This is a genomic window from Ruegeria sp. BF7 (genome assembly GCF_056538605.1).
Map to the genome: position 1 here is coordinate 165,156 of NZ_JBQFTM010000003.1, position 18,864 is coordinate 184,019.

19 protein-coding genes and 1 riboswitch are annotated in these 18,864 nt (G+C 56.6%); of the genes, 14 read left to right on the forward strand and 5 right to left on the reverse strand.

Features of this window, described 5'->3' with window-relative positions:
• Window positions 1–11: 11 nt before the first annotated feature.
• Window positions 12–776, reverse strand: a complete 765-nt coding sequence (locus ACR0IK_RS09315; protein WP_480641269.1) for a DUF3299 domain-containing protein — start codon at window positions 774–776, stop codon at window positions 12–14.
• Between the two features lie 142 nt (window positions 777–918).
• Window positions 919–1,118: riboswitch (cobalamin riboswitch) on the forward strand.
• Window positions 1,119–1,212: 94 nt separating this feature from the next.
• On the opposite strand from ACR0IK_RS09315, the gene ACR0IK_RS09320 reads away from it, so the two are divergent.
• From ACR0IK_RS09320 to ACR0IK_RS09335, 4 genes are read left to right on the forward strand one after another with little or no spacing between them, the layout of a single operon-like run.
• Window positions 1,213–1,569 (forward strand): DUF1636 family protein, encoded by a 357-nt coding sequence (locus tag ACR0IK_RS09320; protein ID WP_480641270.1) that lies wholly within the window; start codon window positions 1,213–1,215, stop codon window positions 1,567–1,569.
• A complete protein-coding gene (locus tag ACR0IK_RS09325; protein WP_480641271.1) occupies window positions 1,566–2,351 on the forward strand; it encodes an ABC transporter ATP-binding protein in 786 nt (261 codons plus the stop codon). Before ACR0IK_RS09320 ends, ACR0IK_RS09325 begins: the two co-directional genes overlap by 4 nt.
• A gap of 19 nt (window positions 2,352–2,370) precedes the next feature.
• The gene (locus ACR0IK_RS09330; protein ID WP_480592248.1) at window positions 2,371–3,318 is read left to right on the forward strand and encodes an ABC transporter substrate-binding protein; all 948 of its coding nucleotides are present in this window, start codon (window positions 2,371–2,373) and stop codon (window positions 3,316–3,318) included.
• Between the two features lies 1 nt (window position 3,319).
• Window positions 3,320–4,333 carry a FecCD family ABC transporter permease gene (locus ACR0IK_RS09335; RefSeq protein ID WP_480592246.1) on the forward strand — a complete coding sequence of 338 codons (1,014 nt, stop codon included), beginning with the start codon at window positions 3,320–3,322 and terminating at the stop codon, window positions 4,331–4,333.
• Here ACR0IK_RS09335 and ACR0IK_RS09340 read toward each other — a convergent pair.
• On the reverse strand, window positions 4,308–4,916 hold the full coding sequence (locus ACR0IK_RS09340) for a UbiX family flavin prenyltransferase (protein ID WP_480641272.1): 609 nt from the start codon (window positions 4,914–4,916) through the stop codon (window positions 4,308–4,310). The two genes, ACR0IK_RS09335 and ACR0IK_RS09340, sit on opposite strands and share 26 nt — an antisense overlap.
• A complete protein-coding gene (locus tag ACR0IK_RS09345) occupies window positions 4,913–6,421 on the reverse strand; it encodes a UbiD family decarboxylase (protein ID WP_480641273.1) in 1,509 nt (502 codons plus the stop codon). Before ACR0IK_RS09345 ends, ACR0IK_RS09340 begins: the two co-directional genes overlap by 4 nt.
• Before the next feature lie 140 nt (window positions 6,422–6,561).
• Between ACR0IK_RS09345 and ubiT the strand changes: the two genes are divergently transcribed.
• From ubiT to ACR0IK_RS09365, 4 genes are read left to right on the forward strand one after another with little or no spacing between them, the layout of a single operon-like run.
• Window positions 6,562–7,104: a ubiquinone anaerobic biosynthesis accessory factor UbiT gene (gene ubiT, locus ACR0IK_RS09350; protein ID WP_480641274.1), complete on the forward strand. Its 543-nt coding sequence runs from the start codon at window positions 6,562–6,564 to the stop codon at window positions 7,102–7,104.
• Window positions 7,104–8,081 carry a ubiquinone anaerobic biosynthesis protein UbiU gene (gene ubiU / locus ACR0IK_RS09355; protein ID WP_480641484.1) on the forward strand — a complete coding sequence of 326 codons (978 nt, stop codon included), beginning with the start codon at window positions 7,104–7,106 and terminating at the stop codon, window positions 8,079–8,081. Before ubiT ends, ubiU begins: the two co-directional genes overlap by 1 nt.
• A 3-nt stretch (window positions 8,082–8,084) precedes the next feature.
• Complete coding sequence (ubiV, locus tag ACR0IK_RS09360; protein ID WP_480641275.1) at window positions 8,085–8,996, forward strand: ubiquinone anaerobic biosynthesis protein UbiV; 912 nt, start codon at window positions 8,085–8,087, stop codon at window positions 8,994–8,996.
• Window positions 8,993–10,219 carry an NnrS family protein gene (locus ACR0IK_RS09365; RefSeq protein ID WP_480641276.1) on the forward strand — a complete coding sequence of 409 codons (1,227 nt, stop codon included), beginning with the start codon at window positions 8,993–8,995 and terminating at the stop codon, window positions 10,217–10,219. The genes ubiV and ACR0IK_RS09365 overlap by 4 nt, the downstream gene beginning before the upstream one ends.
• Window positions 10,220–10,396: 177 nt before the next feature.
• Here ACR0IK_RS09365 and ACR0IK_RS09370 read toward each other — a convergent pair whose 3' ends face one another.
• The gene (locus ACR0IK_RS09370) at window positions 10,397–10,546 is read right to left on the reverse strand and encodes a hypothetical protein (RefSeq protein WP_480592231.1); all 150 of its coding nucleotides are present in this window, start codon (window positions 10,544–10,546) and stop codon (window positions 10,397–10,399) included.
• 449 nt (window positions 10,547–10,995) lie between these two features.
• On the opposite strand from ACR0IK_RS09370, the gene ACR0IK_RS09375 reads away from it, so the two are divergent.
• From ACR0IK_RS09375 to ACR0IK_RS09395, 5 genes are all read left to right on the forward strand, one after another.
• Window positions 10,996–12,180 (forward strand): tyrosine-type recombinase/integrase, encoded by a 1,185-nt coding sequence (locus ACR0IK_RS09375; protein ID WP_480641277.1) that lies wholly within the window; start codon window positions 10,996–10,998, stop codon window positions 12,178–12,180.
• 847 nt (window positions 12,181–13,027) lie between these two features.
• Complete coding sequence (locus tag ACR0IK_RS09380) at window positions 13,028–13,651, forward strand: hypothetical protein (RefSeq protein ID WP_480641278.1); 624 nt, start codon at window positions 13,028–13,030, stop codon at window positions 13,649–13,651.
• A gap of 107 nt (window positions 13,652–13,758) precedes the next feature.
• Window positions 13,759–13,983, forward strand: a complete 225-nt coding sequence (locus ACR0IK_RS09385; protein ID WP_480641279.1) for a helix-turn-helix transcriptional regulator — start codon at window positions 13,759–13,761, stop codon at window positions 13,981–13,983.
• A 132-nt stretch (window positions 13,984–14,115) separates the two neighbouring features.
• A complete protein-coding gene (locus ACR0IK_RS09390; RefSeq protein WP_480641280.1) occupies window positions 14,116–14,340 on the forward strand; it encodes a hypothetical protein in 225 nt (74 codons plus the stop codon).
• A gap of 180 nt (window positions 14,341–14,520) precedes the next feature.
• Window positions 14,521–15,672, forward strand: coding sequence for a hypothetical protein (locus tag ACR0IK_RS09395; RefSeq protein WP_480641281.1), 1,152 nt, complete (start codon window positions 14,521–14,523; stop codon window positions 15,670–15,672).
• 262 nt (window positions 15,673–15,934) lie between these two features.
• Here the strand turns inward: ACR0IK_RS09395 and ACR0IK_RS09400 are convergent, their stop codons facing one another.
• Entirely contained in the window at window positions 15,935–17,557 is a 1,623-nt protein-coding gene (locus ACR0IK_RS09400; RefSeq protein ID WP_480641282.1) for an ORC-CDC6 family AAA ATPase, read from the reverse strand.
• Between the two features lie 500 nt (window positions 17,558–18,057).
• On the opposite strand from ACR0IK_RS09400, the gene ACR0IK_RS09405 reads away from it, so the two are divergent.
• Window positions 18,058–18,588 carry a thermonuclease family protein gene (locus ACR0IK_RS09405; RefSeq protein WP_480641283.1) on the forward strand — a complete coding sequence of 177 codons (531 nt, stop codon included), beginning with the start codon at window positions 18,058–18,060 and terminating at the stop codon, window positions 18,586–18,588.
• Window positions 18,589–18,864: the final 276 nt, after the last annotated feature.

Here is an 18,864-nt window from a genome sequence, read left to right on the forward strand (position 1 = left end):
CGGTGATCCCGTCACTCAGACGCCTTCTCCGCGCCGGTTTTGCTGTTGCCTGCAGAACGGAAGCGTTCGGCCGAGCTCTGCGTCCACTTCAGTCCGCCGCCCTGTGTTTCCAGGGTTTCGACACTGTCGGCCTCCAGCTGGAACGTCGCGCGCATGGGCATCAGCCCATCCACCACCATTGTGTTTTGTTCTGACGGATCGATGGTCAGCTTTCCGGTCAAACGAACCGGCTCGTGGACGTAACCGGGCTCCCAGTCGCCGTTCAGCCGTACCCGGATCATCTGATTGGGCGGCGGCGGCGGCAAGTGGCTGCACATACCGGGCTGAGGCACCAGATAAGCGATGGGGTGCCCATCCGCATCGGGCGGCGCCGGAATGGCAAACCCCGCCATCGTCACCGTTTGACCGTCGAATTCAGGGTTTCCGGCCGCACCGGCACGATCCCGGCGCTGGGCCACGACAAGTCGCTGGTCCAGCAGCCAGTCGATATCGATGCCGTCCGCAGCCAGGGCTTTCTCGGTTTCGACCAGAAGCTCCTGCCACTTCCGCCGCTCATCGGGGCTGCCCACTTCCTGACGCAGCCTGCCGCGCAGGCGCACGACGAAAATCAGATCGTCGAACTGCTCCGGGCTGAGATCGCGGTAGGGGTCCTCGAAGACCTGAACGGACGGGTCAGGCAATTCGGACCATTCCAGTTCAGCCCCCGGTGCCGCCAGCGCAGAAGAACCGCACAGGCTCAATGCCAGAATCGTTGCAAGGTGAAACCAATATCGCATGATCTGAGTCTATCTCCCTGCCGAGATCATTCCAGCCAGTTTTTGCGAACAACGTCCTTAACTGGCCACCCTTATGCCTCAGAGCTGGCCAGTAACGAACGAACAGGATGAAACTTTCATATTGACGCACTGGGCGATCTCGGGCAGTCAATCTGATGATGGTTCCCCCAATTGGGGATGAAAAGGGAATACGGTGAGGTCCGCTAACCGGCGCCAACTCCGTGACTGCCCCCGCAACTGTAAGCGGTGAGCGACGCCATAAATCCACTGGCCCACAGGCCGGGAAGGATGGCCAAGCCAAGACCCGCAAGTCAGGAGACCTGCCATCATGTTTTCAACCAACCCGGGGCGGGGCGTCCCGGAAGGAGGCAAAGTGACGAACGCGTTACGCTATTACATTGCCGCCACCTCGCTTCGGCAATAAGCGGAGTGGGCAATGGCAAACGACCCCCAACACTTCCTGCTGATTTGCGAGACCTGCAACGGCACGGACGCCGCGCATGCGATCGGAAAGGCGCTGACGCACCGGCTACCTTCCGGGTTTTCCATACGCATGGTTTCCTGCATGGCTGGTTGTGACCGACCGACAACCGTAGGCTTTCAGGCTGTTGGCAAAGCGCAATACCTGTTTGGTGACGTCAAATCCTCGCAGGACATTGATGCTCTGGCCCAGTTTGCGCGGCAATTCCAAGACAGTGGGGACGGCTGGACCAATGCTTCTGACCGTCCGCGTGCATTGTTCAACAAAACCTTGGCTCGTATGCCCCGTCTGAACGTGGAGGTGCACCCGTGACAAACTCAGCGTTTCTGATCGCGCGTGGCCTAGAATACTACGCACTCAACGGCGACGTCCTACTACAGGGAGCATCCTTCGAACTGGACAGGGGTGCGGTTTTGGCCATAGCCGGACCAAACGGGGCCGGGAAAACTACGCTTCTGAACCTTTTATGCGGTGCAGCTGAGATGGTTCTGGGGGACGTCCTTGTCGATGGGCGCAGCCTGAAACAGATGTCGTCCAAAGACCGTGCACGCATGATCGCCGTTGTCAGCCAGCAGGAGTTCCCGGACGGTCGGCTGCTGCTGCGAGACTATGTAGCGCTGGGTCAGATTCCGATCCGCTCAGACCGATCCACCGAAGACCACGCGGTCGAGCTTGATCGGATACTGGACCTGACCGGGCTGGGCTCACTGGCGGACAAGCGGATGGCCCTGCTGTCCGGCGGTGAACGCCAGCGCGCGCATATCGCCCGCGCCCTGGCGCAAAACCCGTCTCTGTTGTTTCTGGATGAACCCACCAACCATTTGGACCCGGACGCCAAGGGGAGAATGCTGTCGCTGGTGGCCGAACTGGGCATCACGGTGGTCATGATCGTGCACGATCTGGTCATGATCCCCGAGTTTGCCACCCACGTGGCGCTGATGAAATCCACGCGTCTGACCAGTTTCGGCCCCGTGGCCGAAGTGCTGACGCCCGCGCATGTGCGCGACACGTTTGGCGTCGATTATCTGTGTTTCCAGCATGAAGGCCGAGTGATCCCGGCACTGGATATCCGAAGAACCCCAGTTTCAAATTAACTTAAGGAAACTCTCCCCAATGAAACATATCTGGTCTGCGGCCCTGATCACCGCCATGGCAGGCAGCGCCTCCGCGCATGAGGTAACGATTGACAATTGCGGTGAACCGCTGGTTTTCGAATCTCAACCCGAAAGGCTGGTCGTTCATGACATGAACATGACCGACATGGCCTTTGCCCTTGGCCTGCAGGACAAGATCGTGGGCCTGACCGGCATCACCGGCTGGTACAAGACCAGCCCCGAATTCGACACCCTGCGCGGTAACATCCCCGAACTTGCGCCGAAATACCCGACCGTTGAAAATCTGGTTGCGGCTGAACCCGACCTGTTCTTCGCCGGTTGGTATTACGGCATGAAACCTGGCGGCGACGTGACACCCGACACTCTGGAGCCTTTTGGCATCAAGACCATGATCCTGACCGAAAGCTGCGTGCATCTGGACAAGGATCGCCCCGAAGCCAGCATGAATCTGTTGTTCGACGATGTGCTGCGTCTGGGCAAGGTCATGCATGTCGACGACAAGGCGGAAGCACTGGTCGGCGGCTGGAAAGAAGAACTGGCCGCGATCGAAGCACAGACCGCCGATCTGGCCAAACCGCGTGTCTTCCTGCTGGATGGCCCGGCAGACGCGCCCTTCACCGCCGGTAAATTCGCCATTCCCGATGCGATGATCGCGGCCGCCGGCGGCGAGAACGTCACCCATGACATGGACACCAGCTGGGGTCGCACCTCATGGGAGGCTGTTGCCGCATCCAACCCGGAATTCCTGGTGTTGCTGGACTACCAGACCGGCAATGGCGCGGGAGATACATTCAAGTTCCTGCAGGAGCATCCGGTAATGTCACAAACCGACGCCGTGAAGAACGAGCGCTGGATCGGCCTGCGGTACGAGGAACTAACCCCTGGACCGGCAAATATCGAGGCGATCTCGAAAATGGCCAACGCCATGCACCCGGGCCTCAACTGATATGAACCGATTGAGCCTTGTGCTCGTGCTGGGGGCGGTCGTTCTGACCGTCCTTTTGCTGATTTCGACCGTCTACGGAACCACACCCATTCCAGCGACAGACGCATTCAACGCTGTCCTGTTGGGCACCGGGATGATCGACGGAGAGATGTCGGCGCTGCACCGGATCGTGTTTGACCTGCGCCTGCCCCGCGCATTGTTCGCGGCCGTCATTGGTGCCGGGCTGGGGATTGTCGGCGTGGTTCTGCAGACCACCACGCGCAACGATCTGGCCGACCCCTTCCTGTTTGGTCTATCCTCGGGCGCGGCAGCAGGAGCCGTGTTCGTCATCACCGTGACCGGCGATATTCTGGGTTTCTGGACCTTGCCGCTGGCGGCGTTTTGCGGCGGTCTTGTGGCGTCGGGCATCGTGCTTGCGCTGGTGCACGCCATGCGCACAAGCGCACCGGAAAAACTGATCCTTGCCGGACTGGCGGTTTCCTTCCTGTTCTCGGCCATCACCAATTATCTGATCTTCGCGGGCGACAGCCGCGCGGCGCATACGGTCATCTTCTGGATGCTGGGCGGGCTGGGTCTGGCACGTTGGGAAACCTTCCCACTGGTCTGCGTCGGACTGCTGCTGATCCTGTCCTATTCGCTGTATCGCAGCCGCTGGCTGGACGCCCTGCTGACCGGAGACTTGACCGCCGCCACGCTGGGCGTACCGGTCCAGGGCCTGAGGTTCAGCATGTTCTTCACTGCGGCCCTTGCCACCGCCGTATTCGTCTCGGTCGCAGGTGTGATCGGCTTTGTCGGCCTGATGGTGCCTCATATCGCCCGCGGTATCGCCGGACCGCTGCACAACCGGCTTCTACCCACGGCGGCGATTGTGGGTGCGGCCTTGCTGACGGGATCCGACATTCTCAGCAGGCTTCTTCTGGCGCCACAGGAGTTGCCGGTGGGGATCGTGACAACCTCGATCGGTTCGGTGTTTGTTTTTCTGCTGCTGTTCAGGACCGCAAGGGCTCAGCACTAGAGCCAGGTATCACTCCTGCTTCGGCCCATTGATTTGCCACCGGCGCGGATACTCCCAACAGATCGATCGCGCGGGCGGCAATCTGGACGACGATATCCGACACGCATTGCGGTTTCAGATAGAAGGCCGGTACAGGCGGCAGGACAATCGCGCCCATTTCGGTGGCGGTTGTCATGTTCCGAAGATGTACCAATGTCAGCGGCGCTTCGCGGGTCAGCAGGACCAGACGCCTGCGTTCCTTCAGTTGGACGCTGGCGGCGCGGGTCAGTAGGTTGTCATCCAGACCATGCGCGATTGCCGCCAGTGACCGCATCGAACAGGGTGCCACGATCATCCCCGTCACCGGGACCGATCCTGACGCAATGCTAGCGCCAATGTTGTCGATGGAATGGTGGCGGGTTGTCAATCCCCTGAGGGTTTCAAACGCATCACCCCCACACTCTTCAAGAAGCGTACGTTTGGCTGCGTTGCTGGTGACAAGGTCGATTTCGACGTCCAAGCCGGACAATTGCCGCGCAACCGACATCCCCAATGCCGCACCCGAGGCTCCGGCCACGCCCAGGATCACACGGTGTTGGCTCATGACGCCGCTCCTTTCATCAGGCGGGAAACAAGATCGGCGGCAAAGTCCGCGTCTTTGTTCGCCGTTTTCATCACGGTTCCCCATTCCCGGCTGGTTTCGCTTTCGATCTTGGTTGTGGCGTCGATGCCCATTTTCCCGGCTAGTCCCGGTTGCGGAGAGGCGAAGTCCAGGTAGTCCATCGGTGTGTTCTCCAGCGTCATCACATCCCGACCCGGGTCCATTCGCGTGGCAAGCGCCCAGGCGATGTCATCCCAGTTTGCGGGGTCGATGTCGTCATCCACAACCACGATCATCTTGGTATAGCTGAATTGCGGCAGCATCCCCCACAACGCCATCATCACCCGGCGCGCCTGACCGGGATAGCGTTTGTCGATACTGACAACGGCCATGCGGTACGAGCACGCGGCGGGCGGCAGCCAAAGGTCGCGGACCTCAGGAATCTGGGCGCGTATAGTGGGCAGCGCGAGGCGGTTGAAAACCTCGCCAATGATCGCGGGCTCGTCTGGCGGGCGGCCGGTATAAGTGGACAGGTACAGCGGGTCCTGCCGATGGGTCACGGCAGTGACCTGCATGACCGGGAAAGGCTCGGCCCGGTTGTAATACCCGGTGTGATCTCCGAACGGCCCCTCGGGCGCGGTTTCGGTAGGCGACACCCAACCTTCAAGGATGATCTCGGCCTCGGCCGGAACCATCAAGGGCACCGACTTGGCGGCCACCATACGGGGGCGGGCGCCGTTGAGCGCGCCTGCAAAGGTCATTTCGGACACGGTCTCGGGAAGAGGCAACGCGGCAGACAACAACGTGGCCGGATCCGCCCCCAGAACAATGGCAACCGGAGTCTTTTCACCCCGCTTCGCCCAACTCCGGTGATGGGCCGCGCCGCCGCGATGGGGCAACCACCGCATGATCAGCTTATCCCGGTCCAACACCTGTGCGCGGTAGATGCCCGCATTATAGGACGTGACATTGCCCGCCTCGGAACCGTGCGGTCGGGTGATGACCACCGGCCAGGTCACAAGCGGCGCCGCATCGCCCGGCCAATGGGTCTGCACCGGGATGGAGGCCAGATCAATATCCGACCCTTCCAGTACAACCTGCTGGCTAGGGCCAGACTTGGTGATCTTGGGTCGCGTCGCCAGAGCGGCCTTCAACATCGGCCAGCGCGACAGGGCGTCCCGCACCCCGTCCGGCGGCGTCGGAGTTTTGAGCGCGGCTAGAAACGCGCCCATCTCGTCCAGTTCCTCCGGTTTGATCCCAAGCCCGGCGCATACACGTTCGGCGGTTCCGAACAGGTTCGCGACAACCGGCATTTTTGAAGGGATACCAGCACCCATCACCGGAAAATCGAACCGCAACACCGGACCTGCCCGTTCCAGAACGTTGCGGTGAACTGCTGTCATTTGGTGGCGAACCGAGACGGGCTCGGACACGGTCAGTAGCTGATTGGCGTCCCCGCACCAGTCAAGGAAACTGCGCAAGCTGGGGAAGGAGGGCAAAGATCGCACGGGAGATCCTGTTCATGAGAGCCCGGCCTGCCTATCAGCGAAATTCCGCAGCGAAATTGACAATGATCAACTTGGGAACGCGCACAAACATTTATCAGTGCCCGGCAAGAGACGTGTCGACCGTGCCAAAGGAGCCCTGCTTGTCCCAATCGCCCGCTCAGATTCCGCGCTTTCCGCAGATGGCCACCTATCCGTTGCGCATTTTGCCTTTCGCCCCCTTGTCGGCCATCCTGTCCACCTTTTCCCGCAAGATTGCTCAAAAGCACCCGGGCATGTTCCGCAGGCTTGGAGAGCATGATCACACCCGGTTCATCCTTGATCCGACCGACCTGCCTTTTGTGATTTGCCTTGATCCGAACGGTGGAAGCCCGCGCGTGACGGTCATGCGCGGCCCGGCAGAAGGTGCCGCAAGGATCGCCGGGCCGCTGGCTGCCCTGTTGGGCCTTGTTCACGGCGCCTATGACGGGGACGCGCTGTTCTTTTCCCGCGATCTGGTGATCGAAGGCGATACGGCCGCCGCGCTGGCCCTGCGCAACGCCGTCGACGATGCCGAACTGGACTTCGCGCAGGAACTCTCGGACCTGTCCGGCCCATTGGCGCACTCCATGCAGAGGGTTCTCGCACTGATCGAGCGAAGAACCGGCGTTAACCTGAGCAGACCTGAAGAGGCAGAACTATGGTAATGGAAATTGTCTGCCCCGCCGGCACCCCCGCCGCGTTGCGTGCGGCAGTAAAAGCGGGCGCACACACGGTTTACTGCGGCTTTGCCGATGAAACCAACGCCCGGAACTTTCCCGGCCTGAACTTCGACCGCGCGGAAATGCGCGAGGGCGTGGCCTTTGCCCACCAGCATGGTGCCAAGGTTCTGGTCGCCATCAACACTTTTCCGCGCGCCGGGCACGAGGCCATCTGGCACAGCGCCGTGGCCGATGCCGAAGCTTGCGGCGCCGATGCGGTGATCCTGGCCGATGCCGGCCTTCTGGCCCACACCGCGCGCCATCATCCGGGCCTGCGCCGTCATCTCTCGGTACAGGCCGCCGCCGCCAATGCGGATGTCATCAACTACTATGCCGAGACCTTTGGCGTGAAACGTGTGGTGCTGCCGCGCGTGCTCTCGGTGCCGGAGATCGCCGCGATTAACGCAGAAACCGAGGTTGAGACCGAGGTGTTCGTCTTTGGTGGTCTTTGTGTGATGGCCGAGGGCCGCTGTTCGCTGTCGTCCTACGCCACCGGCAAATCGCCCAACATGAACGGTGTCTGCTCTCCGGCAAGTCATGTGGAATACCATGACGAAAACGGAGTGCTGGATGCGCGTTTGGGCGGTTACATCATTCACCGCGTCAACAAAGGCGAAGCCGCCCCCTATCCGACCCTGTGCAAAGGATGCTTCAGCGCAGGTGAAAAAACCGGCCACCTGTTTGAAGACCCAGTCAGCCTGAACGCCGAGAAACTGATTCCGCAGCTGCAAAAGGCGGGCGTCACCGCGCTCAAGATCGAAGGCCGCCAGCGGTCCCGTTCCTACGTGGCGCAGGTGGTGCGCAACTTTCGTGCCGCCGTGGATGCGCTGGATGCAGGCCGCCCGCTGCCCGAGGGCATGTTGGCCCGTCTTTCCGAGGGTCAGGCCATGACCACCGGTGCCTACAAGAAAACCTGGAGATAAGCCATGGATCTCACCGCTGGGCCGACCCAGTTCTTCTGGTCCAAAGACCGTTGGCTGGAGTTTCACACCGCTTTGGCCGACACCCCCGTTGCCCGTGTCGTATTGGGCGAACTGGTCTGTTCCAAACGTTTGCCGTTTTATCAGGAGCACATCGCTGAAGCGATCGACACGCTGCAAAACGCAGGCAAAGAGGTGGCCCTGACCAGCCTTGCGCTGGTCACGCTGAAACGCGAGCGCAAGCTGACCGCCGACCTTGTCGAAATGGGATTGCCGGTTGAGGTCAACGACTTGTCTGCCTTGCCGCATATTCCGAAAGGCACACCGTTCTGGGTTGGTCCGCTGGTCAATGTCTACAACGAAGGCACGCTGACATGGCTTGCCTCGCTGGGTGCCACACGGGTGTGCCTGCCGCCCGAACTGCCGTTGGAAAGCGTTGAGGTGCTGGCCAAAACCGCCGCGGATCTAGGTGTCGCCATTGAGGTCTGGGGCCATGGCCGCCTGCCCTTGGCGATCTCGGGCCGCTGCTATCACGCGCGCCTGCACGGACGCACCAAAGACAACTGCCAATTTGCCTGCGAAGACGATCCGGACGGGCTGGAGGTGAAAACGCTGGAAGGTCAGCCGTTCATGACTATGAACGGTGTGCAGACCCTGTCAGACACGCACGCCGCTGCGGTCTACCAGACCGAGACACTGGGGCGCTCAGGTGTCGCTGCCCTTCGCCTTTCTCCGCAATCACAGGGTTTCCCTGCCATTTGCACCGCCTATCACGCCCTACTGCAAGGAGATGCCACGGCACAAACAACGGCCGCAAAGCTTCAATCCCTCACGCCGGACGCCCGCTTTTCCGATGGGTTCCTGCAAGGTGCATGTGGCGCCGACTGGTCCGCCGACCGGGCCGTCCCGGCAGAGTGACCTCAAGATCGTTCTGGGCCGCGCCCTATCGCCCCATGTTCAGCGGCGCGGCACTCTGGGCACTTGTCTGCGTCGGATGGTGGCCGCTGAGCGTGCGCCTGGGCCTGCCCGCCCCAGCGTTTGAGCCAAATGTTCTGTGGCATGTGCATGAGCTGCTGTTCGGCTTTGCCGCGTTGGCTGTGGGCGGCTACCTCCTGACTGCCCTGCCCAACTGGGTGGCCAAGCCCCCCGAACAGGGCACAGTATTGAAGCTTTTGATGGGGTTCTGGGCTTTGGGCCGCGTTACAACGGCCTTGGCTGACCGCCTCCCTCTCAGCCTGATCCTGTTCTGCAATGGTCTGTACTACATCGCTTTGTTTGGCCTTCTGACATGGCGCATCGCAGCCGCGGGCGCCTATGTCAAAATTCCGTTTGCTATCGCTGCACTGGCTCTGGGCCTGGTCGAAGCCATTTACATGACCATCAGTAAATCCGGTGATGTCGCGGCCAGCCTGTCCCTTGTGCGCGCGGTTTTGATCGGCTTCGCCATGCTGATCACCGCCATCGGCATTCGTGCCGTCCCCGCCTTCACCACCACTTGGCGTCAACATCAAGGCTTGCCTGCGCTAGACATACCCTACAACGAAGGGCTGCGCTTGATCACCCTGGCGTTGCTGGCCTGTAGCGTGCTTGCTCTGTTGTACGACGTTCCCGGTTTTGCAAATGCCTTGCTGATCATCGCCGCCGTTTCCGTGCTTGCCGCGATGTGGCTGTGGCGCAGTTTCGACACATGGCACAACCCGCTGCTCTTCGGGCTACACGCGGCATTTCTCTGCCTCCCTCTTGGACTGCTGCTTATCGGCTCTGTGTGGTTTCTTCCGGCAGCCTATCCTACGGGCGATGCCCTGCACGCCCTCACCATTGGGGCGATCTCTGGCATGGTCATGGCCTTCACTGGCCGCGCCGCATCCCATACTTCAGAGGGTTCACTACGCGCACCACGAAGTCTGACCTGTGCCATGGTGTTGCTGTGGTGCGCCATCGTAACCCGCCTTGCCGCACCGTTAACTGTTTCTGGCAAGCTTCTGGAAAACACCGCCGCCCTGTTCTGGTGCTTCAGTTGGTTGTGTTACCTGATCGCCCTGCGCCGCGCACTCGTGGGTCCTGCGGTCCGACCTGTGCTCAGCGGCAGAATCTCCAAGATCCAGATCATGCCAACAGATGGGGCAAAAGGAAAAAAATAGGGTCTATTGCGCAAAAAAATGAGCAAGGGCTCCTTTGATCGAGTGGAAATCCTCTTGGTATTCAACCGATCATAGAAGTTCGTTATGTTGATGTAGGGCAGCTCGGTTTTTTGATGGTACCGCCAAGATATCCGAACTGATAGTTCCAGGCATCCCGCGGCCGGGGCATCCCACGGTTCAAGTTCCGTCCACCCGCGGCCTCGATAGCAACATGACAACCCCACCCTCACCTGTTTTTCGAATGTGATCGTTCAGAACTTGGTTCTTCTGAGCGGACGACATGTCGGCGATCAATTTGGCATGCGAAGAGAGTTTGCTGTCCGTCATGGAAAGCTCCTGCGCTATACGAGGTTTTTGATTGTTGTGATGGTGATCAGCCTCGCTTGGGTGGTCCAATTTGATTGTTAGTGCATGACCGGCCTTTGGCCCATCTGAACGATGGTTTCCGGAGCCGGTGGTGTATATCCCAGAGCATTGTGCGGGCGGTGCTAGGTGGTTGCTGTAGGCGTGAGAAATTCTCGCCTATTCTTGCTAAACCCTAAGAAAAAAGTGGTGAGCCGTGCAGGATTCGAACCTGCGACCCACTGATTAAAAGAACGGCCAGAGCAATTTCTCCGCATTTCGCCAGATTTCGCCATACTGACAAAAACGAAGCGAAAACAAATATTTACGTTGACCTTCGTTGCGCCTTGAATTCATGAATTACTCCGGAATTCGCCGCCAATTGCTTCCGTATAGCTTCCGGAAGCAGGCCGGAAGCAAGGAGTGTTCTGGATATGTTCAAACTGACAAAACGCGCTGTTGAGGGGCTTGCCGTTGAGACCAAAGAATACCTTGTCTGGGACCGGGACATGCGCGGCTTTGGGCTGCGGGTCTATCCGTCCGGCAAGAAGACCTATCTGGTCCAATACCGGGCCGGACGACGGACACGGCGGATCACCATCGGCCAGCATGGCGTTCTGACCGCCGAGGAAGCGCGGACACGGGCGAAGCAGCTTTTGGGTGACGTGGCGCGCGGATCGGACCCTTCCGCCGAGAGACAGGCCAAACGACGCGCGCCGACCGTGGCGGGGCTTTGTGATCGGTTTCTGGAGGAATATGTCGACCAGCATTGCAAGCCGACCACGGCACGCGACTATCACAGTGTCATTCGCCGATTTATCCGCCCCAAGTTTGGCCCCATACCGATTGCCGAAGTGACCCGCGCCGACGTGGTGGCGTTTCACCACGGGTTGCGCGAAACGCCCTATCAGGCCAACCGGGCGGCGGCCATGTTGTCGAAGCTGTTCAATCTGGCCGAGGATTGGGGATTGCGGCAATCGGGATCAAACCCCGCGCGCCGGATCAAGAAATTCCGTGAAGAAGAGAAGAAACGTTACCTGTCAGATGCTGAACAGATACGGCTTGGCGAAGTGCTGGCAGAGGCGCTGGAAGACGGCACAGAGACTGTGTACGTCGTCTCGGCCCTGCTGCTGCTGATCTACACCGGATGCCGCCTCAGTGAGATTCTGACGCTGCGCTGGGATTATGTAACCTCGCACCATCTGGAATTGCCGGACAGCAAGACCGGTCGCCGCTGCATTCCTCTGCCGAGGGAAGCCTATGACATCCTGATGGACCTGCCCCGGCAACCGGAAAACCCTTACGTCATATTGGGCGAGTCGGAAACAGGGCCGCTCAACAACCTGCAAAAGCCGTGGCGGCGTATACGTAAGGCAGCAGGTTTGGAAGACGTCCGTATACACGATCTCAGGCACACATACGCTTCGGTGGCGATGAAAGACGGAATCGATCCATTCACCCTAAAGGAGATTATGGGGCACAAGAACCTGACAACGACCCTGCGCTATGCGCATCTGGCAGATGATGCGGTGCAACGGGCGGCTGGATCGGTGGCATCGCGGCTGGCGCGCGCCGTGCGCAAAGACGTGCGGATCGCGCCTTTGCGGGCCGTTCAATAGCAAAACATGGCTTTGCTGGCTCACAGTGCAGTAAAGGCTCAGGATGAAATTTTAAGGCGAGTATTTGGAATAGGTGCCGCTAGGTACAGTTGTACACCGAATCTCAAGGCCTCATGCACGTTGCCAAAAAACAACGCGCAACAGCCGAGTTCCTTTTTGGCGCGAGAAAAAAACAACCAAAAAAGCATTGTAAAACAAATATGAAATTTGCCGCCTAAATTTTAGGCAAACAGAGTGAAACCTTTAGTTTTTAAGATGAAACGCGTACTCAGCGCCAAATTATCCGCGCACTTATCCACAGAAGTCGTGGATGCCTTTCCTGTTGATCGAATCCAGCAGCCATGCAAAACAAGTGATTCCATGAATCAGGGTTTCAGGCCTGCGTGATTCATCGTTGGAATTCCCCAGCACAATATCGGAAGTGAACTTGGTTCGGCTTGCTGGTTTCAGTGCCAATTAAGCGCGCGCGTTTCTTAGGTCAAAGCGTGCGGGAAGTCGTGATGACTAACGCTATTTGAACTCCATGCAGCCGCGACACCACCAAGGGTTGTTGTGCTCATCTACATTACATAGGGATCAACTCAGGAGCCGCGACACCACCAAGGGTTGTTGTGCTCATCTACATTACATAGGGATCAACTCAGGAGCCGCGACGCCCTACGTATAGGTATACCTATTTATTGGTGCGCCTATGTAGTCGGCATTCCAAAGCGACGTTTCTACGTATACGAGACGTATGGAATTGAAGGCTATATACGGAGCGGAGATTGTGGCGGAAGAGGTAGAGTGCGGTCAAACCATTCGAGACGAAGTAGACCAAAACCTATCGATTGAGCTGGTAGACAGGATGCGCAAGCTGATCGGAGCACAGCGGGAAGAAATTGTATTCCGAGAACGGCTTGTTCACGTCCTGACGCGATATCAACGATTTCTCGCCAAGGCACCCCAAGTGATGCGTATGGAGCGGAGAAAGCAGCTATCCAAATTGCATGACAAGGCGCACAGTTTCCTCGCTGCTATGGAAACACTGCATCCCGAAGTCAGACGATCTCTTGAGACTGTCTTAGATGCACAATCACTAAATGACAGGTGGCAGGGTTTCGATGTTTTCAACCTCGAGCAACCGCTTCCGGAAGATGATGATAGTCTGGAACACGCGCAATCAGCGGCAACTAAAATCATTGAGGCCTGCCGCGTCGAGCTGGGCTTACTGGACGAGTCCAAGGGGACTAAGAAGGGCAGCGCCAACCCGGCACTCGACCAGTTGCTAGTCGACATGGCCTCGCTCTATGAAGCAGAAACCAATCACCCCGCCGCATCGCATTGCTACCGAGATGAGACGTCGAAAGATGAGTTTGGTGGTAAGTTTTTCAACATGGTCAAAGCAATTTTGGATGAGTGCGTGCCGGAAAGCTATGGCACGGCTGTTGCTCTCGGAAAACGCATCAATCGACTATTTGAAGAGGCGTGAACAATTACACGCCACATAGGTTGTGAAAAAAAACCTATGTGGTGTTACCAATTAAATCGAAAACGCTGCAGTCTGCCTTCAACGCATTTCAGAACAGTGAGGCGAAGATGCAGACACAACCTAACCCAGACTACCTTGATCAATTGATCGACGAAAAAGCGGCTGCGAATTACCTGTGCTACTCAGTCCGGGCGTTGCAAAATTGGCGTGTGCGCGGCGGTGGGCCACTCTTCATCAAAGTCTCCGGCCGCTCCGTCCGTTACACTCGCCGCGATCTTCGAAAATGGATTGCTGAAAAGCGGGTCGCCAATACCAGCACTGCACCTTCCTAATACTCGAGTTTTGCCCGCTCAGAGTTGGCAGCGCTGAGCGGGTTTTTGGGGCCGGATGGCTCTCAGGGGCGCGGGGTGTCGCCACCTCGCGCCCTTTCTGTGTCTGCCAGACGGTTCAAAAAGGAGTTCATCATGACACAACAACCCGCTTTCAAATTCAAAATCGGGCTCATTACCGCAACGATCTGGGACAATGACGGGTTTTTCTCCGTCGATATCGCACGGTCGTACAAGAACGGGGAAGGCGATTGGCGCACCACTAGCGCGTTCTCTCACAATGACCTGCTCAACGTCGCTAAATGTGCTGAGCGTGCAGAAAACTGGATTTCACGGAAGCAGGCCGCAGCCAGCCAATAACATCTGCCGGGCGTCCAGCCCGGCCCCAAAACAATAGCTGCCCCGCCGGAGGCACTATCGAAGGGCGCATCAGCGCCCGCCCCTTTCCAAACCTCAACCAAATCGCGCGGCGTTCGCCGAAAGAGGGGGGTGATTGTAGCACCCCCCTCTGGAAATACCGGAACCCAAGGAGACCTTAAAATGCACGTTGTACATCGTGGATTCGACACTATCGCACTTTCGATTCAGGCGAATATCTCTCAGGAACTGTTCGACTTACTGAACACCGAACGGGAACGAGCCGAGGAAGAGCGGCATCCCGTTCCGTTCAGCTATGGTGGCGCGGACTTTGATTTGTTGCCTCATGGTGGCAATGGATATCGCTTTATCCTCAAAGGCGGGCCTCTGGACGTCACATGGTTCTTCAAGAAGCCAAATGCACGCGACCCGTGGGGCATTCGGGTTTCGGTGGGTTCAACGCTTCTCGCCACACAGGGCCTCGGGTATGCGCGATCCTATTTAGATAAGACCCTAACTAGGCTTGGAATCCGCTATGAGGCGCACCAAGTCAGTATCAGCCGCGCCGATTTCTGCGTCGATATCCTTGCACCAGAATTCGAACTTGTTCCCGAGAACTTCGTCATTCACAGCCACACGAACCGCGCCGATTATCTTGCCGCTCAAGAAGATATGCGCAGCAACGGTAAGTCTGGTCAGTTTACGTCAGCCACGGTCGGCAAAATGCCGGGACGGCAGGTCATTATCTATGACAAACGCCGAGAAGTGATCGACAAGAAAAAGCCGATCTGGTGGGACATCTGGAACGCCAACCTAGAACGGGATGGTTTGCCGCCATTGGACCATTCTGAGGCTTCACAGAGTCGCGTTTGGCGGGTTGAGGTGCGTGCCGGGAAGGATTTGCTCAAGGATCGGTGGCAGATCAGGACGTGGCCCCAGTTCGACGCGCTGTTTGGCGACGTCATTTCTGAGGCACTGCAAAAGATACGCTATTGCGAACTTGATCCAGACGACGGAAATCGCGCCCGGTGGTCAAACCATGAAATCTGGGACTTGGTTTCTGGATCGGCAGAAGATGACTTGCTGGAAATGCGCAGCTTTGTTGACGCTACAAACGTAAAGCACGTTCATCGCACTGAGCAAATTAGGTTGATAGTGGCGCAACTGGCTGGCCTTGGTATCACTCTGGCTGCGCTGGAAGATACTCAGGAAAGTGAGTTGGGAGATTTCATGATAGGTATTGGCGACAGGATTTCAGAAAATATAATGGCCGATCCGGAGCGTGCAGCGAACAAGCTAAACGAAGCTAAGAACAGATATCGGTTTATAGCGTAGACCGCTGACGAGCACCCGCCTTCTTTTGTGCCGGGTGCAGTTGCGCAGTTTGCGCCCACAGCCGCCATTGCCCTGGTCGGTTGACCTCGCTGGCGCAGAGTGTCGGCCACAGCCCAGAGCGGTCATAGGTAAACTACTCCTTGGGTACAGAAGGGACGTTCGCTGTGCATCGCAGAAATGATCGAGACGCACAGAACGAATTTCACGTACGGTAGGCTTTCCGCGTTCCAAAGCTAGCGGATACTCTAGATGCAGTGAGCTGCTAGAAACTTTGTGGTTCCTGATGCTCCGGATGATTACCATAAAACTCTTCAATTTCGAGAATAGACCTTCGGTAAGAGCGCCCATCATCCTCTCCCGGAACTTCTACACCAGCCACGATGTCTTCGAGGTTTTTCTGTTGATCGAAATTAACCTCCTTTGGCATTAGTTTTGTGGCAATGAGGTCTACGTAACATCCGTAGTCGATTTTATAGTGATAATATCGCACGCCGGGTCTGTCTCTCGAGGACACATTTTTCTGCCGAAGGTGGATTAGCCTGCGGTCGAATAGGAGGTCAACATTTCTATCTCTTTTTCCAACCTCTAGCAGGAATGCATTAGTATTCTTTTTTCTGATTGAGGTATCGACAATAAACTGCAGAAGATCTCGTAGGGCAGGGTTCGAATCCACCTGAGAGCTCTTGTCCTCCTGATAGTACTTATGTCCAGCCGCTCGAACATTCGGAATGTCTATTTGCTTCCCGTAAGCCTTTTGTGCACACATAGAAGCAACATGCAGTGCGTCTCGGGGAACTCCTTCCGACGATTTCACAAACTCCTCAAAGGATGTCTTTTGGTTAAACGCAAGACGATAGAGCTGCTCTGCATCATCCGGCTCTGGCCAACCTTGGTCGCGACAGTAGCTAACGACGTGCTTGAAAAGAAACTCCTTAAAGAAGGCGATACTTCTAACCTTGTCGTTGTCGAAAAGCAGGAACTCATCTAGTCGAATATTATTCCTAACATCAGCTGTAGGCTCCAATCCAATAGCGTCACCAGAGCTGTTCTCAAACATGAACTTAGTTCGATGTTCAATTGCGCCAATTTTCACTGTAACGCGCGGTATTGTGAAGAAAACTCTGCGCAGCATGTCTGCAAGAAAAGGCTGTACTTCTTGCGGGATCGAACTCCACTCATCCAAAATGATCCAAACTCGCTTCGCCGGAAGTGCATTGCAAAGATTTTGTAGCGAACTGCTTAGATTGGGAAACCGTACGGTCAGAATTTCTGTTCCCACAACCTGATGTTTCTCGGTCGAAGTCAGTTGTTCGTTGTTAACCCTATTCGCTGATGCACCTAACTCAGGTTTGAGCGACGCGAGTTTCGCAGAAATACCAGATTTTTTTGTTTTCTCCTCCTCTGAAATTTCTTCATAGGAGCTTGTTGTTTCTCCAACCACCCGAACTTGAGCACAAGCATTATTGAATTCATCAAGGTTCCGTTCCAGTTGTGGCAAGTTGGAATTTGGTTCGTTGAGAGAATAGTCCAGTATTCCGTCTTGAATAAATGCAAGCGTGTCCAAGAGAAGACGTGTTGAACGGTCGGTGATAGGAAGAGTCTGGTCCCCATACATTGATCCGTCTGATCCAAGGTTTCGCATATCAACAAACAGAGCACAGTCTCCCTGATCCAGTTGAGTTGAGTAGAGAAATCGCAGTGCATGCGTTTTTCCTGTACCTCGTCTGCCAAATACCACTTGATGGTCTTCAGTTGAGATCAAATCCTCCAAAGGTCCAACCGACGAGAATGATTCGACCACCTGGTCTGGCTCAAGGCGTTCCGCTCTTCCTTTTAGTCGAACAAGGGTCTTGAAGGCTAACTCGGGTGTAAAGTCTTTTGGCATTAAATAGTCCTGTAATTTCAAGCACGTCTAGCTTCACATCAGCATGAATGCTTTCAGTTGAAAGGACAACCATCTGGAGAAGAATTTGAGAACTTTCGCTCACCTTCGGCGTCGAGTTGGCTACTCGCAGCGACAGTGTTGTAAGCCTGAGTTTTTAACTAGCTTCGTTTGTGGTCAGGTGCTGTGCGAGCATGCTGAAGTTAGGCAAGGAGTGATAGTGCGCTGCGTCTGGCTCGAATGACGGCCATTGACCGATCGCCACACATTGCAAAGCCCGCTATTTGCGCCTTGCCGCCGTTGGTGGTGCTTTGTTCTGCGAACGCGGCGAATGGCGGCTTGGTGGCCGTGTTAGTCGCACTCAAGGAGATCAACGCCTACTCCGTGCTGACTGATCTGTCTACGCAACAATAGCAAAGGGAAAATAGCGCTCTCAATAACCACTAGGAGCAGATAGGTTTCGGAACTATGCTTCACCAAAGTTGTTTCGATGGCAAAGCGCTATGCTCAAATTTCTCCTACGTGTTTTTTCGAAGAAACCTCCACGGCCTACTCTAGTCGCTGAGGCTCCAAAACCGATAGAACGTCGGCCTCATGTACCGCCAAAACACACCGGAGCGACGCCAGTACGGAATCGAACTCCAACTGTTCGTACGCTATCCGGGAAATGTCATGTAATTGACGGGGACACCATCGTCATAAGTGGTACAAAAATAAGAATTGCAGGCATTGACGCACCCGAGCTGGACCACCCGTGGGGCAAGAAGTCAAAGTTTGCTTTGATCCGCTTATGTAAAGGCAATGTAGTCACGGCGGTTGTAAAAGACGAAGTATCCTATGACCGGATCGTCGCAGAGTGCCTGCTGCCTGATGGCACCGATCTCGCCGCAGAACTCGTCAAACAAGGTCTGGCGCTGGACTGGCCAAAGTTTTCAGGCGGCAAGTACCGAAACTTAGAGCCAGACGGCGCTAGGAAAAAGTTGTGGCGCGCTGCAGCAAGGCAGCAAGGGCGCCTGAAGATCAGCGGCAAGTAAGCCCAAGTCTGAACCATTTGCATTCTGCCTGAATTCGACCAACGAGTGAGGTTGCTGTGATCCAATAGGCACACTTCAATCTCTGTCACACTGCTTCCGTATTGCTTCCGGCAAGCCGTACGTCACGAAAGCTACCACACATGATGGCGCGTAAGTCTTTGATTTAATTTAAAAAAGTGGTGAGCCGTGCAGGATTCGAACCTGCGACCCACTGATTAAAAGTTCCTTCGACTAGCGACTAACCGGATTGATATTGAAACTATTTTTAGGGCGAAT